15 protein-coding genes, 1 tRNA gene and 2 rRNA genes are annotated in these 13,636 nt (G+C 42.1%); 9 read left to right on the forward strand and 9 right to left on the reverse strand.

The features are described from left to right. Both Q0688_RS24935 and rrf read left to right on the forward strand, forming a co-directional pair. Positions 1–342 (forward strand): 23S ribosomal RNA (locus Q0688_RS24935); the annotation flags it as partial. Between the two features lie 320 nt (positions 343–662). Beyond that, positions 663–778: ribosomal RNA gene (gene rrf / locus Q0688_RS24940) — 5S ribosomal RNA — on the forward strand. A gap of 678 nt (positions 779–1,456) precedes the next feature. On the opposite strand, the gene Q0688_RS24945 is transcribed toward rrf, so the two are convergent. The 5 genes from Q0688_RS24945 to Q0688_RS24965 are packed head-to-tail and all read right to left on the reverse strand — an operon-like array spanning position 1,457 to position 3,905. Further along, the gene (locus tag Q0688_RS24945) at positions 1,457–1,594 is read right to left on the reverse strand and encodes a hypothetical protein (RefSeq protein WP_299083831.1); all 138 of its coding nucleotides are present in this window, start codon (positions 1,592–1,594) and stop codon (positions 1,457–1,459) included. Positions 1,595–1,650: 56 nt separating this feature from the next. Further along, the gene (gene gpsA, locus Q0688_RS24950) at positions 1,651–2,646 is read right to left on the reverse strand and encodes an NAD(P)H-dependent glycerol-3-phosphate dehydrogenase (RefSeq protein ID WP_299083834.1); all 996 of its coding nucleotides are present in this window, start codon (positions 2,644–2,646) and stop codon (positions 1,651–1,653) included. Between the two features lie 16 nt (positions 2,647–2,662). Then, entirely contained in the window at positions 2,663–3,181 is a 519-nt protein-coding gene (secB, locus tag Q0688_RS24955) for a protein-export chaperone SecB (protein WP_299083837.1), read from the reverse strand. 25 nt (positions 3,182–3,206) lie between these two features. Further along, entirely contained in the window at positions 3,207–3,464 is a 258-nt protein-coding gene (gene grxC / locus Q0688_RS24960) for a glutaredoxin 3 (protein ID WP_299083841.1), read from the reverse strand. A 15-nt stretch (positions 3,465–3,479) separates the two neighbouring features. Then, the gene (locus Q0688_RS24965; protein ID WP_299083844.1) at positions 3,480–3,905 is read right to left on the reverse strand and encodes a rhodanese-like domain-containing protein; all 426 of its coding nucleotides are present in this window, start codon (positions 3,903–3,905) and stop codon (positions 3,480–3,482) included. A 215-nt stretch (positions 3,906–4,120) separates the two neighbouring features. Here Q0688_RS24965 and gpmI point away from each other — a divergent pair, with 215 nt between their 5' ends. The 5 genes from gpmI (at position 4,121) to Q0688_RS24990 (ending at position 9,129) form a co-directional block, all read left to right on the forward strand. Then, on the forward strand, positions 4,121–5,653 hold the full coding sequence (gene gpmI, locus Q0688_RS24970) for a 2,3-bisphosphoglycerate-independent phosphoglycerate mutase (protein ID WP_299083847.1): 1,533 nt from the start codon (positions 4,121–4,123) through the stop codon (positions 5,651–5,653). A 70-nt stretch (positions 5,654–5,723) separates the two neighbouring features. After that, positions 5,724–6,812: a peptidoglycan DD-metalloendopeptidase family protein gene (locus Q0688_RS24975; protein WP_299083850.1), complete on the forward strand. Its 1,089-nt coding sequence runs from the start codon at positions 5,724–5,726 to the stop codon at positions 6,810–6,812. Between the two features lie 91 nt (positions 6,813–6,903). Further along, the gene (locus Q0688_RS24980) at positions 6,904–7,668 is read left to right on the forward strand and encodes a divergent polysaccharide deacetylase family protein (protein WP_299083853.1); all 765 of its coding nucleotides are present in this window, start codon (positions 6,904–6,906) and stop codon (positions 7,666–7,668) included. Positions 7,669–7,677: 9 nt separating this feature from the next. Beyond that, entirely contained in the window at positions 7,678–8,610 is a 933-nt protein-coding gene (locus Q0688_RS24985; RefSeq protein WP_299083856.1) for a DUF808 domain-containing protein, read from the forward strand. A gap of 114 nt (positions 8,611–8,724) precedes the next feature. Further along, on the forward strand, positions 8,725–9,129 hold the full coding sequence (locus tag Q0688_RS24990) for a MerC domain-containing protein (RefSeq protein WP_299083859.1): 405 nt from the start codon (positions 8,725–8,727) through the stop codon (positions 9,127–9,129). Here the strand turns inward: Q0688_RS24990 and Q0688_RS24995 are convergent. From Q0688_RS24995 to rsgA, 4 genes are all read right to left on the reverse strand, one after another. Next, positions 9,119–9,826 carry a glycerophosphodiester phosphodiesterase family protein gene (locus Q0688_RS24995; protein WP_299083862.1) on the reverse strand — a complete coding sequence of 236 codons (708 nt, stop codon included), beginning with the start codon at positions 9,824–9,826 and terminating at the stop codon, positions 9,119–9,121. The genes Q0688_RS24990 and Q0688_RS24995 overlap by 11 nt on opposite strands. 12 nt (positions 9,827–9,838) lie before the next feature. After that, positions 9,839–10,711: a DMT family transporter gene (locus tag Q0688_RS25000; protein WP_299083865.1), complete on the reverse strand. Its 873-nt coding sequence runs from the start codon at positions 10,709–10,711 to the stop codon at positions 9,839–9,841. A gap of 3 nt (positions 10,712–10,714) precedes the next feature. Continuing rightward, positions 10,715–11,575 (reverse strand): archaetidylserine decarboxylase, encoded by an 861-nt coding sequence (asd, locus tag Q0688_RS25005; RefSeq protein WP_299083867.1) that lies wholly within the window; start codon positions 11,573–11,575, stop codon positions 10,715–10,717. Between the two features lie 126 nt (positions 11,576–11,701). Next, positions 11,702–12,736, reverse strand: coding sequence for a small ribosomal subunit biogenesis GTPase RsgA (rsgA, locus tag Q0688_RS25010; RefSeq protein WP_299083870.1), 1,035 nt, complete (start codon positions 12,734–12,736; stop codon positions 11,702–11,704). Between the two features lie 115 nt (positions 12,737–12,851). On the opposite strand from rsgA, the gene orn reads away from it, so the two are divergent. Both orn and Q0688_RS25020 read left to right on the forward strand, forming a co-directional pair. Beyond that, positions 12,852–13,397 carry an oligoribonuclease gene (gene orn, locus Q0688_RS25015; protein WP_299083873.1) on the forward strand — a complete coding sequence of 182 codons (546 nt, stop codon included), beginning with the start codon at positions 12,852–12,854 and terminating at the stop codon, positions 13,395–13,397. A gap of 157 nt (positions 13,398–13,554) precedes the next feature. Then, positions 13,555–13,629, forward strand: a tRNA-Gly gene (locus Q0688_RS25020). Positions 13,630–13,636: the final 7 nt, after the last annotated feature.

The following is a 13,636-nucleotide window of genomic DNA, read 5'->3' on the forward strand; positions in this document are numbered from 1 at the left end:
TAAAGTGGTACGCGAGCTGGGTTTAGAACGTCGTGAGACAGTTCGGTCCCTATCTGGTGTGGGCGTTGGATGATTGAAGGGAGCTGCTCCTAGTACGAGAGGACCGGAGTGGACGAACCGCTGGTGTTCGGGTTGTTTTGCCAAAGGCATTGCCCGGTAGCTACGTTCGGAATCGATAACCGCTGAAAGCATCTAAGCGGGAAGCGAGCCCTAAGATGAGTCATCCCTGTACGTTTAACGTACCTAAAGGGTTGTTGAAGACTACGACGTTGATAGGCAGGGTGTGGAAGCGTAGCAATGCGTTGAGCTAACCTGTACTAATTGCCCGTGAGGCTTAACCATACAACGCCCAAGTGGCTTTGTTCTTTATAAATTGTTGTGTACATCCTTGTACAAAACAATTGTCGCGTAAACCTGCTTAACCGCAAAAACGTGGTTTTGCTGACAGGTTTACACTCGCTAAAGACACACCTCCGTGTGTGTTAATAGAGATAATCGACAGATTGAGAATAAGACATGTAAGTGTTTGATGAGTGACAAGACAACATCATAAGAAATAGAGTAAGACTAGAACAACTTTAGCTTCGATACTTGGTCAATAAGACCTCAGCTTTTACATATTGAAATGTAATGTCAATTTATGACGTTATATACAGTTTATGTCTGGCGACAATAGCGATGTGGCCCCACCTGATCCCATTCCGAACTCAGAAGTGAAACACATTAGCGGCGATGGTAGTTTGGGGTTTCCCCATGCGAGAGTAGCACATTGCCAGACTCCCAATTACACGAAAAAGCTCAGTCTAACGACTGGGCTTTTTTCGTATAAGCGCTAGCGCGCAATACTACCCCGCGGTCAACTCTTCACGAAGTGGATTATCCGGACTCAAGCATAGCTTGACTCGTTCCAGTGGCAAGAGCAGTGCTCTTGAAAGCCCCACTTCCACCCTCCTGCGAGAGTAGCACATTGCCAGACTCCCAATTAAGTACAAAGCCACCTTTATCGGGTGGCTTTTTGCGTTTATGGGAATTGATAGAGTTGTATCACTTGGATTAGTCAAATACCCATCCATGATGATATGCACCCAAACTCGTCATCTCGGCAAATTGCTCCTGCATTGCTCTACCTTCCGCCATCCTTGGTGGTCGCTGACTCGTTGAAAATGCCTAGCCGAGCAGTGCTCGTCTCAAGAAGGCATTTTCCCTTCACGAAGTGGATTCCCGGACTCAAGCAGAGCTTGACTCGTTCCAGCGGTAGAAACAGTGTTTCTAAAAGACACCGCTTTCACCCCCATGCGAGAGTAGCACATTGCCAGACTCCCATTCAGAAGAAAGGCCACCTGCATAAGGTGGCCTTTTTTTATCCAAAATTAATTGAGTTTGCAGTCTTCATTGACTATAAAGCAGGTGACCTTTATTCAGAATAAGTGTGACATGCTACCCCGCAGTCAACTCTTCACAAAGTGGATTGTCCAGGCACTTGCAGAGCTCGTACTGTTCCAGCGGCAAGAGCAATGCTCTTGAAAGCCCCACTTCCACCCTCCTGCAAGAGTAGTGCATTACCAGACTCCCATTCAAAAAGAGGGCTATCCATTTGGATAGCCCTCTTTGTATTTGTAATATTTGAAAATAGGTAGGTTCTGCGGCAAATTATTCTGACGTTTGGTTTCTTCCTAGAAGTGTTAACGCGGCTTCTTTAGCTGGTTTGCTGTTATATAAAACTTCATAGACTTGTTCGCAGATAGGCATTTCAACTCCCATGCGTTTTGAAAGTATGTGGATTTCTTTAGTGTTTCTGTAGCCCTCCACCACCTGACCAATTTGATTGATTGCTTCTTGAATTTCAGAGCCCTTGCCTAGCGCTAAACCAAAGCGCCTGTTTCTAGATTGATTATCGGTACACGTGAGCACTAGATCTCCTAGTCCCGACATACCCATAAAAGTGGCTGGTTTAGCTCCCATTTTAACGCCAAGCCTAGTTAGTTCAGTTAAACCTCTAGTGATTAGGGCTGTCCTAGCATTAGAGCCAAAACCTAACCCATCGGAAAGACCGGCACCTATTGCAATCACATTTTTGACTGCTCCGCCTAGTTGGATTCCAATAAAATCATTATTTCTGTAAACTCGAAAGGACTTGGAGCAATGTAGTTTGTTCGCAAATTCTATCGCAAGATCTTCGTCAGTAGAGCTTAGTGATATGGCTGTGGGCAGCCCAGCTACCATTTCTTTTGCGAATGTAGGGCCAGACAATACCGCTATTGGCGTTTGATCTCCTAATACGTCAATTGCTACCTCTTGTAGAAGCTTTCCTGTTTCAGGTTCTAAGCCTTTAGTTGCCCATATAATTCGATGTTTAGGGCTAAGGTGTGGTTTTAGCTTTGTTAATGTGTGGTGAAAGGCGTGGCTAGGTACAACAACCAGAATATCTTGGCTGCTTTTTATAGCTTTAATTAAATTGGATTCTATTAATAAGTCGTTTGGAAATTTGGCATTTGGAAGATATTTTTGATTGCATCTGTTTTTGGCCATCTCTGCAATCTGTTGCTTATCCCGCCCCCACAATACAGTTTTTACACCATTTCGAGAAAGGCAGAAAGCAAGGGCAGTACCATATGAGCCTGCCCCTAACACACAAACTGAATTCACTGACTCGTCTGCCGACTTATGCGTCTAGCTTCTGAGGTGTTTCTTCTTTAGCATTTTGGGCTTCTTGAGCACGTTTCTGCATGTAAGCAGCAAATACGCTATTGAAATCAACAGGTGCTAAATTTAAAGGAGGGAAGGTACCTCGGTTTACCAAGTTAGAAATGGTTTCTCTAGCATAAGGAAATAACGTATTAGGGCAAAAGGCTCCAATCATTTGTGCTTTATTTTGACCTGACATTTCGCCAATGGTGAATATACCGGCTTGTTGCACTTCACAAAGGAATGCTGTTTCTTCACCTATTTTGGCCGTCACTGTGACAGATAAAATCACTTCGTATAGGTTTTCGCCAAGGATATTGCTCTTTGTGTCTAGATCTAAATGAATTTCAGGTTTCCATTCTTTTTGAAACATTGCAGGTGAGTTGGGCGTTTCAAAAGAAATATCTTTAGTGTAAATTCTTTGGATTGAAAATTGTGGGGCTTGTGCTGCTTCTGGTTGTGCTGCAGCTTCGTTTGGTTGGTTCTCGTCAGCCATGGGTTTTCCTTTAATTATAGTTAGCTTAGTCAGCTAATAAGCTGTCTAGTTGGTTTTGTGCTTCTAATGCAAACAAGTCATCACAACCGCCTACATGATGATCTTTGATGAAAATTTGAGGAACAGTTGAACTACCATTTGCTCGTTCGATCATTGTGCTACGTAATTCCGGCATAATATCGATTTCAATTTCATTAAAGCTTACTTCTTTCTTCGTCAATAATGCCTTTGCTCGGTGGCAATAAGGGCAATGACCTTTAGTATAAATATCAACTTTATTCACATTTTTTCCAGAATATTATTTGGTAACAGGCAGATTGGCGCCTTGCCAAGCACCTATGCCACCTTTTAAAGTCATTACATTTTCAAATCCTGCTTTGAGCATTTGAGAAGCAGTGCGCTTTGATGTCATGCCCATGGCACAGACAACAATAATGGGTTTATCTTTCGATTTTTCAAGGGGGGTAAAGTCGCCTTTAGACACTAACTCTGTTTTGATTTGTTTGGAGCCTAAAATATGCCCTTTTTTGAACTCCGCAACCGGACGGATATCGAAAATAATTGCATCTTGTTTATTCATTAGCAAAGTGGTTTCGTGAGTACTTAGTTCCTTTAATGAGGAAAGCTGGTTAGCTACAGTGGTATATATTAGCGCCACCAAGAGACCTGCGAACAGGCCAGATAAAATAAGGTGATTGGTAATAAATTCTAGCAATTGATCCATAGTCGGTGGCCCTTACATCAGAGTATCTTAAAAAAATGAGGCCAAAGTATATAGATTTTGTGTGCAGAAACTAGCCCTAGCGTGTATTCAACCTAACGACTTAGAATAACTTATTGTTATCCATTTGGTTTTTTCGTTAGATTTAGCCGTGACCTGCCTAACGAGTAAGGATAATATTACCTTATTACTTTAGTTTTAAAGAAAAGGATCCCACTATGAGTCAAGCCAAAAAGACCACTGCACTGATCATTCTAGATGGTTGGGGCCATAGAGAAGAGCAGGACAGCAATGCTATAGGCCATGCTAATACACCTGTGCTCGATGGTTTATGTAAAACTTATAGTAACACCTTAATATCTGGCTCAGGATTAGATGTAGGGTTACCACCAGGGCAGATGGGAAATTCGGAGGTAGGGCATGTTAATTTAGGGGCGGGTAGGGTGGTGTATCAAGATTTTACCCGAGTAACCAAAGCCATCGAAGAGGGGAAATTTTACGACAATGCTGTGCTGAGTGAAAACCTAGATAAGGTTATTAAAGCTAATAAAGCCATTCATGTTATGGGGTTATTATCAGCAGGAGGTGTACATAGTCACCAAGATCATATTTTTGCTTTGTTAAGAATGGCGGCTAAGCGTGGAGCGAAGAAATTGTATTTGCATGCTTTTTTAGATGGACGAGATACGCCACCTCAAAGTGCAAAGGCCCCTTTACAATCTGCCGATGCAGTATTTAAAGAATTGGGTATTGGCAAAACTGCGAGTGTTATTGGTCGATACTACGCAATGGATAGAGATGCTCGATGGGATAGAGTAGAAGCCGCTTACAACTTGATTGCTCACGGGAAAGGAAACAAAACGGTATCGTCAGCTACCGAGGCGTTGGAGGCATCCTATCAACGTAATGAAAATGACGAGTTTATGCAAGCAACAGTGATTGGCGAAGCGGTACCTTTAGAGGCAGGTGACGCAGTATTTTTTATGAATTTTAGAGCCGATAGAGCCCGTGAACTAAGTCGCCCTTTTGTTGAGCCAGATTTTACTGAGTTTGATAAAGGTGAACATCTAAAGTTAGCGTCTTTTGTTACTTTGACGCAGTATGCCGAAAGTATAAAAGCGCCGGCTGCATATCCCCCGGTACCCTTAAAAAATGTGATGGGTGATTGGTTAGCGCAGCATAATAAGACCCAGTTACGCATTTCCGAAACAGAGAAATATGCCCATGTTACTTTTTTTTATAGTGGTGGCCGTGAAGATTTGTATGAAGGAGAAGAACGTATTTTGATCCCTTCACCTAAAGTTGCCACTTATGATCTGCAGCCTGAGATGAATTCAACTGAGTTGACCGATAAGCTTGTTGCAGCGATAGATTCTGGTAAATTTGACGCCATAGTTTGCAACTACCCTAATGGAGATATGGTAGGACATACTGGTAACTTTAATGCTGCTGTCAAAGCATGTGAAGCAGTAGATGCCTGCATTGGTAGAGTTGTTGAAGCGATAAAACGCAATGGGGGAGATTGCCTTATTACGGCCGATCATGGCAATGCAGAGAAGATGCAAGACGAACATACCGGGCAAGCTCATACCGCCCACACCAGTGAACTCGTGCCATTTATCCATGTAGGAAAAAGATCAACTGTAAGAGCAGGAGGCACATTAAGCGACGTGGCTCCTACTATGCTGCATTTAATGGGGATGCCACAGCCAAAAGAAATGACGGGTACTTCTATTGTGAAGCTGGATTAATTCATTGATATTAGTTAAGCAGCCTCTAGTCCAAAAGCCCCACTATGCGTGGTGGCTTTTGTTTTGGGCTATGATATCTAGCACCTTTTTGGTATGTCATGCTCAAGAGCAATCAGATCTCGAAAGTATTCAACAGCAAATAAAAAGTAAGCAAGCGCAAATTAATCTTCAACTCGAAGAAGCGAGCAAAATACAACGTAAACTAAGAAACATTGAAATCCTGATTGCGGACTCTGCAAAATCCCTCAAGAAAACACAACAATCTTTAGTCAATAATCAACAACAACTTAGTGTTTTAAATAAACAAAAAGCGGATTATCTAGTTTCTTTGAATCAGCAGAAGAAAGTACTAGCCAAGCAAATCCGCAGCGCCTACATCACCGGTAACTATGATTTTGCGAAAATGCTGCTTAACCAAGAAGACGCAGCTAAGTTTGAACGCACTATTAGCTACTATCAATATTTAAATAAGGCTAGAAAATTACAAATCGACAATTTCAATGTATTGGTTGCGGACTTGCAGTTAGTGAACGGCAAGTTGCAAGACAACCAAAATGAGTTACAACAACTCAAAAGTAAGCAACTAAAACAACAACAAGATTTGAAAACTAATCAAACACAAAGAGAAGGTGCATTATTAGCAATGCAGAGTGCTATAGCCACTGAAGAAGCAAGAGTCGCTCAACTGCAAATTAACGAAAGAAATCTGCTTGAAGCCTTAAAACGAGCGCAACAAAGAGTCGAGAAACAAGATCTAAGTTTAAGTGGGCTTAAGTCACGTAAAGGCAAGTTGCTGATGCCTGCTGACGGAAAACTAAGAAAGATGTTTGGCCGGTTTAGACAGGGGCAAATTAAATGGAAAGGTGTGGTTATTTATGGCTCTGCAGGCGATTCAGTGGTCGCAATTCATCATGCTAAAGTGCTCTATTCTGATTGGTTAAGAGGTTTTGGTTTAGTCACCGTCCTGGATCATGGTGATGGATTTATGAGCCTATATGGTCATAATCAAGCGTTATTAAAACAAGCTGGTGAGGTAGTACAAGCGGGGGAGGCCATTGCTTTATTAGGTCAAAGTGGTGGCCAAAGTCGACCTAATTTGTATTTTGAAATTCGCCATAAAGGTAAACCTATTAATCCTGTTAGTTGGTTAAAGTTATAATTGCTTATACTTTTACGCGATACACCCCTAGTAAAAATGTAGCACCTGCTTATAATCAGAAAAAATGCACTTGAGAATACAATAATAAAACATGCGTTTATTTTTAATGAGTTGTTTGCTGTGTTTGGGTTGCTCTGTTAGAGCGTCTCAAATTGCCTTGATCATTGATGATATGGGAAATAACAAACGGGATGCCGTCGCTTTTACATTGCCCGAAAATGTGACATTTGCAATATTACCTCATAAACCTCTTTCTAAGCCCTTCTCCAAGCGAGCAGCCGCGCAGCAACGTGAAGTGATGCTACATATGCCAATGGAATCTCTTGGAGGCAATAACCAAGAAAAAAATGTCCTGCTTTCAACTATGCCCCCGCAACAAATCGTACATACCCTAGAGCTTGCATTATCTACAGTGCCACATGCTGTTGGTGTAAATAACCATATGGGCAGCAGGCTAACGCAACTCACAGGTCCAATGTCGGTCACCATGAGTTTTTTGTCTAAACAAGGTTTGTTTTTTGTGGATAGCCGCACAACCAGATACAGCAAAGCCGAAATAATTGCCAAAAAAAGTGGTGTCTTGAGTGCTAAACGCAATGTTTTTCTAGATCACACCGCCAATCATGAGCAAATCGACAGACAATTTCATCGTTTACTTCGATTGTCTAAAAAGTATGGTTACGCAGTTGGAATTGGCCACCCCTATCCCCAGACCCTTAAATATCTCAACGCACAGCTCGGAAGACTTCAAGATTACAATATTGAATTGGTAAAATTGAGTGATTTAATGTCTGCAGATACAGCTTTTGCGTATCATCCGAAAACAGAGCCAGTGTCCAATTCTTCAGCCTTATAAGGAAATAATATGCCGGCAGCAAACTTACTTGCCCTTATAGATGATATCGCTACGATTTTGGATGATGTGGCTATCTTGTCTAAGGTTGCGGCTAAGAAGACCGCTGGAGTTTTGGGAGATGATTTGGCTTTAAATGCGGAGCAAGTCTCAGGTGTTAAAGCCGAACGCGAGCTACCTGTGGTGTGGGCAGTCGCAAAAGGGTCGTTTCTTAATAAATTGATCTTAGTGCCATCAGCTTTACTCATAAGTGCATTTTTGCCTTGGTTAATAGTGGTTTTATTAGTGCTTGGTGGTTTGTATCTTTGTTTTGAAGGTGTTGAAAAACTGGCTCATAAGTTCCTTCACTCGCGAGATGAGATAGATCTACAACACGCACAAAAGTTAGCTGCAGTGGCCAATCCTAAGGTTGATTTGGTTGCTTTAGAAAAATCCAAGATAAAAGGGGCAATCAGGACCGATTTTATCTTATCAGCTGAAATTATCGTAATAGTGTTAGGTACAGTGCAAGCGGAGCCCTTTGCGACCCAAGTAACAGTAGTGTCCTTGTTAGCCATAGCTATCACCATAGGTGTTTATGGTTTAGTAGCGGGTATTGTTAAGTTAGATGATGCGGGATTGTATTTGTTAAGAAAATCCCTATCTGGAAATTTTAACAGTATGCAACGTGCGCTAGGTAGAGGGTTATTGATGGTTGCCCCCTTGTTGATGAAAACCTTATCTATTGTTGGTACCGCTGCCATGTTTTTGGTTGGCGGAGGGATTTTAGTACATAGCATCCCGTTTATTCATCATTTGTTGGAGCCAGCGCTACAAAGTATAGAGTCCATTAGGATTGCGGCTTCCGTTGTGCCTATTTTACTCGACGGTTTAATAGGTGTAGTGGCCGGTGTTGTAGTGTTATCGGTGGTCACCTTAGGGCTTAAATATTTCAAGAAGCGCTAATATGTGATTAAGCGGTATTAAGTAGCCGTCCTTTCACAAAATTTATCTCCTGATACTTGTAAATTTTTTGAAATGTTATATTATAACGTCTCATAGAGTGAAGGTATTTGTACAATGCAGATAAGCAAAGATAAAACGTTATTAGACAGACTAGGCATTTGGGCCTCCAGTTTGTGTGCGTTGCATTGCTTGTTACTACCTATTTTAATTCCTCTTGTTCCTCTTGTTGGTGCGTTATTTTTTGCTCAAGATTGGTTTGAAAAAGGTATTTTGTCCCTTTCGATGATCATGGGATTTTGGGCGCTGTTTTCTGGTTTTTATCGTTATCACAGACAGCTTTATCCTTTATACAGCCTAGTTTTGGGCGGGGTAATTTATTGGAATAAAGATATTTTTGGCGAGTCTTACGAACCTTTTACTATTGCAGTGGGGGCTTTTTTGATTGTTGGCGCCCATATAGTGAATTTAAAGCTGTGTCAGAGCTGTCAAGATTGCGAGTCTGAGTGCGCTAGCTCTTAGTATCTTTATTAGTAAGTACCGCCTTTGCCTTAGCTGGTCCATTGCTAAATACCCCATCTACTCCCCAAGTTTGTAACTTAATTAAATCTTCCGCCTCATCAACGGTATAAGCGAATATTTTTAAACCACGACAGTGCGCATCTTCTACAAACGCCTGATCAATAAAACTGCCATCTACGTTTACTGAGAAGGCACCTAATTGTTCAGCGAATCGAGCCCGATCAATGGGGTTACTGCCAGTTAGCGCGCCTATTTTTATACTCGGGGCAATCTCTTTGAAGGCTAACAGCAGATGGTGATTAAAAGATGAAACAATAAACTGTTCTAGTTTAAAATTGAGCCGACTAACTGCATCGCTAATACAAGTATAAACAAGCGATACGTCATCCACGCCTTTAAGTTCAATGTTGACTATACATTGGCCTTGAATGCAATTTAATACTTGCCAAAGTGTGGGGACACTTTGCCCCTGTCCGGCATCTAACTTTTGTAATGTTGCAAGGGTATAGTCAGATAACGAACCTTCACCGTTAGTTGTGCGATTTACCCATTTATCGTGGATCACAACTAAGTCGCTATCTAATTGGTAGACATCTATTTCAATACCATCCGCTTGTTGCGCTAAAGCTTGCTCAATAGCTACCAAGGTGTTTTCGGGCGCATCGGCACTGGCGCCTCTATGGGCAATTATCAGCATGACGTTAGGACTCTAGGTAGAAGGTTTGTGAAGTTTTTGCGCGTTGATAGTTTCATATATTGCGGCAGATATCACTAATAATCCTCCGACTATAGTTTGCCATCTTGGTTGCTCATCTAACACTATTATTGCAAGACTCACACCGTATAAAGGTTGCATACAGGCAATCAACGAAAAGGTTTTGGCTCGTAAATGTTTCAGACTAGCGGCAATTAATGCATGGGGTACGGCGGTTAAAAATATTCCCAGTACTACTAACCCTATATAGGTTTCTTGACTGGCATTAAATATTTCATCAGTTGAAAAAAAACTGAGTGAGATAAAAATTACTAAGGTCTGGTAGGCCATGGCATGGGCGCCAGAATAGTGGGAAAAATGCTTACGATGTACCAAGTTTCTAACAGAATACAAAATGGCAGACGCAATACCAATTAATACACCTAAAGTGACTTCGTTTTCTAAGGAGATTTCTGGCACCAGAAGATAAACACCAAAAAGTACCACAAAGGCGCTAACGATATCTTGCCAGACTAAACGTATACCTTCGAAAAAAGGTTCTAAAAGAACAGTCATTACAGGGAAAGTGAATAGCGCAATCATACCTACAGAGACCGAAGAGTATTGCATAGCCGCAAAATAGCTGACCCAGTGCGCCGCCATCAGCAGACCTAAAAACACCGCCACGCAATAGTCTTTCGCGCTGTTTAATCGAATCGAGCCTTTTAACAATTTGACTATGGCAAACAACATCACGCTGGCGACAATTGCTCGGCCAAAGGTGATATCAATGGCATTGAGAGGCAGTAACTTCGAAAATAATGCTGTGGCACCCAGCAATGCCATAGTGACATGCAGAGACCACAAACTTTTTTTAACGGGATCCACTGGTTACTTAGTAATAGTTGCGAAAACGTCGCCGAGGCGCGTAACGTCTCCTGCACTAAGTGATGCGAATTCAATCGTATCGGATTCGAAACACGCCACTATGGTTGAGCCAAGTTTAAATAGCCCCATTTCTTCGCCTTTTTCGATGAAAACTGCATTGTCGCCTGCGCTCGGGTACTGCCAATGTTGAACGTTTTTACCTGCGGGTGGCGATACTGTGCCTGCCCACTTGGTTTCGATGCTGGCCACGATAGTCGCGCCCACTAACACCATCGCCATTTTGCCTATTTGCGTGTCGAAAATGGCCACTACCCGCTCGTTTCTGGCAAACAAGCCTGGTACGCGCTCGGCAGTTAGAGGACTAACCGAAAATAATTCACCGGGCACATAAATCATGTCGGTTAATTGCCCATCAATTGGCATATGAATGCGATGATAATCTTTGGGAGACAGGTATATTGTGGCAAATTTACCATCTAAAAAAGGTTGGGCGACTTCAGGTTTGCCGCCTAATAGCGTGGTTAAACTGTAGTCATGGCCTTTGGCCTGGAATATGGCGTCGTGCCTAATATCACCTAATTGGCTAACGGCTCCATCTACAGGCAAGGCGAGTTGTTTATTGTCGTCACAAATGGTGCGTACGCCGGTTTTTAATTCTCGCGTAAAAAATGCGTTAAATGAAGCATAAGATTCTGGATTTGCATCCAGTGCTTCAGACATATCCACTTTATATTGCTTAATAAAAAGTTTAATAATGGCTGTGGTAACCACGCCTGCTTCAGCAGCAGCTAAGGTACCAACTAAACGGGATAAAAGATGTTTAGGGGTGGCATACTGCAAAGCAATTTTTAACGAATCTAACAAAGTAGTTTTCCTAATGAGCTAATTTTACCACCGTGAATTATACCCCAATATTCTCAAAAGATTGCTCAAAACTAAGTTCAATAGGCTATATGCTAGTCGGTTTTGCTGTGGTGGCAAAGCGCAGCACTACACTTTGGTATGCGCTGGGCGCAACTCGTCCATATTGAGCAAAATTTTATGATAGCTTTGATAACGTTGCGCGCTAATCTTGCCTTCTGCAACGGCTGCTTTAATCAGGCAACCAGGATCGTCGCCATGCTTACAGTCTCGAAATTTGCAGCCGCCTAGGTAATCTCTAAACTCTTTGAAGCCATTGGTTAGCCTTTCAACAGGTAAATGCCATAGGGCGAACTCACGAACACCTGGTGAATCAATTAAATCGCCACCCGCGGGAAAATGCAGCAGTTTTGCTGTGGTTGTGGTGTGTTGACCTAAACCAGAGTTGTCAGAAATGTCGCCAATCACTTCATCAGCATCGGGTAATAATTCATTGATTAAACTTGATTTACCCACACCTGACTGACCTACAAACACACTGACTTTGTCTTTTAAACAGGCGGCCAATTCATCAAGCCCAGTTAATGTTTTACAACTGGTGTAAACAATCTGATAGCCAACTTCTCGGTAAATGTTAAGTTGCTTCTCGACTTCCTCCCGTTGCTGCTGATCCAGTAGCTCTACTTTATTGACCAGAATGACTGGGGTGATCTCAACGTCTTCAGCGGCAACTAGGTATCTATCTATAATGTTCAAAGACAAAGTGGGTAAAATAGAACTGACAATAATTATTTGATCGATGTTGGCCGCCACAGGTTTTACGCCATCGTAAAAATCGGGGCGGGTGAGAACGGATTTTCTGTCTTGAACTATTTCAATTACGCCACTAATGGATAATGACTGATCTTTTCCCGGTCTAAATAATACCTCATCCCCACACACCACGCTTTTTATGGTGCGGCGCATATGGCATCTATGTACCACTCCTGCACTGTCTTCAACATCTGCATGTTTTCCAAAGCGACCAATTACTCGCCCACTTTGCTGCTCAGCAAACTGAGCATCTTCAATTTCCTTTGGACTACTAGATTGTGAAAGACGCTTAGAACGATTTACCGAAACCTGTCGTTTCTGGCGATTTGTTAACTTTGGTTTTTTAGCCACGTTTATCTTTGCTGTAATTAATACTATTTCGAGTATCATGTTACCGTTTGAAGCGCCGGATACCAATCATTAATGTATCTGTCGTCCGTTCGATTACTTTTATCCAGGAGCCAGCATGTCTGTAAACAATGAAAATTTAGTATGGATCGATATGGAGATGACAGGGCTCGAACCTGAAACTGATGTTGTCCTAGAAATAGCTACCATAGTGACTGATAAGGACTTAAATATTCTGGCTGAAGGGCCAGTACTTGCCATTTATCAACCAGATGACGTGCTCGATGGTATGGATCAATGGTGTATCGATACCCATGGCAAAACGGGGTTAACCCAACGTTGTCGCGATAGTCAGGTGAATGAACAACAAGCAGTGGAACAAACTATCGCTTTTTTACAGGATTTTGTGCCTAAAGGTGTCTCTCCGTTATGTGGTAACACTATTGGTCAAGATAGGCGTTTCTTAGTGAAGTATATGTCTGAGCTTGAACAGTATTTTCATTATCGAAGTGTGGACGTCAGCACTATCAAAGAGTTAGTACGTCGCTGGAAACCCGAATTGCTTGATGGTTTCCACAAAAAAGGCGTGCATTTAGCATTAGATGACATTCGAGAGTCCATTGCTGAAATGGTGTATTATCGCCAGCATGTCTTTACGATTTAGTGAAATCAGGCGGTTTATGTATACAATTTCGGCAATCTCACGAAATTTTCAAAAAAAATCACAAAAATTGCTTTTAAGACTTGCATAGGCCTCTTATTTTTGTAAAATGCGCCTCCGTTTTGAGGAACCACATCTTAAAACGTCAGTACAACATTATGCGGGAATAGCTCAGTGGTAGAGCACAACCTTGCCAAGGTTGGGGTCGCGAGTTCGAATCTCGTTTCCCGCTCCAATGTTTA

The sequence above is a fragment of the uncultured Paraglaciecola sp. genome (genome assembly GCF_937123705.1).
Lineage (GTDB): Bacteria > Pseudomonadota > Gammaproteobacteria > Enterobacterales > Alteromonadaceae > Paraglaciecola.

What these genes read in the sequence shown, in the direction of transcription:
- Q0688_RS24945 (WP_299083831.1), bottom strand. Translation starts at nt 1,594, where the DNA reads ATGGATAGCCCTCTTTTTGAATGGGAGTCTGGTAATGCACTACTCTTG.
- Q0688_RS24975 (WP_299083850.1), top strand. Translation starts at nt 5,724, where the DNA reads ATGATATCTAGCACCTTTTTGGTATGTCATGCTCAAGAGCAATCAGAT.
- Q0688_RS24985 (WP_299083856.1), top strand. Translation starts at nt 7,678, where the DNA reads ATGCCGGCAGCAAACTTACTTGCCCTTATAGATGATATCGCTACGATT.
- secB (WP_299083837.1), bottom strand. Translation starts at nt 3,181, where the DNA reads ATGGCTGACGAGAACCAACCAAACGAAGCTGCAGCACAACCAGAAGCA.
- gpmI (WP_299083847.1), top strand. Translation starts at nt 4,121, where the DNA reads ATGAGTCAAGCCAAAAAGACCACTGCACTGATCATTCTAGATGGTTGG.
- Q0688_RS24980 (WP_299083853.1), top strand. Translation starts at nt 6,904, where the DNA reads ATGCGTTTATTTTTAATGAGTTGTTTGCTGTGTTTGGGTTGCTCTGTT.
- orn (WP_299083873.1), top strand. Translation starts at nt 12,852, where the DNA reads ATGTCTGTAAACAATGAAAATTTAGTATGGATCGATATGGAGATGACA.
- Q0688_RS24995 (WP_299083862.1), bottom strand. Translation starts at nt 9,826, where the DNA reads ATGCTGATAATTGCCCATAGAGGCGCCAGTGCCGATGCGCCCGAAAAC.
- Q0688_RS24990 (WP_299083859.1), top strand. Translation starts at nt 8,725, where the DNA reads ATGCAGATAAGCAAAGATAAAACGTTATTAGACAGACTAGGCATTTGG.
- Q0688_RS24965 (WP_299083844.1), bottom strand. Translation starts at nt 3,905, where the DNA reads ATGGATCAATTGCTAGAATTTATTACCAATCACCTTATTTTATCTGGC.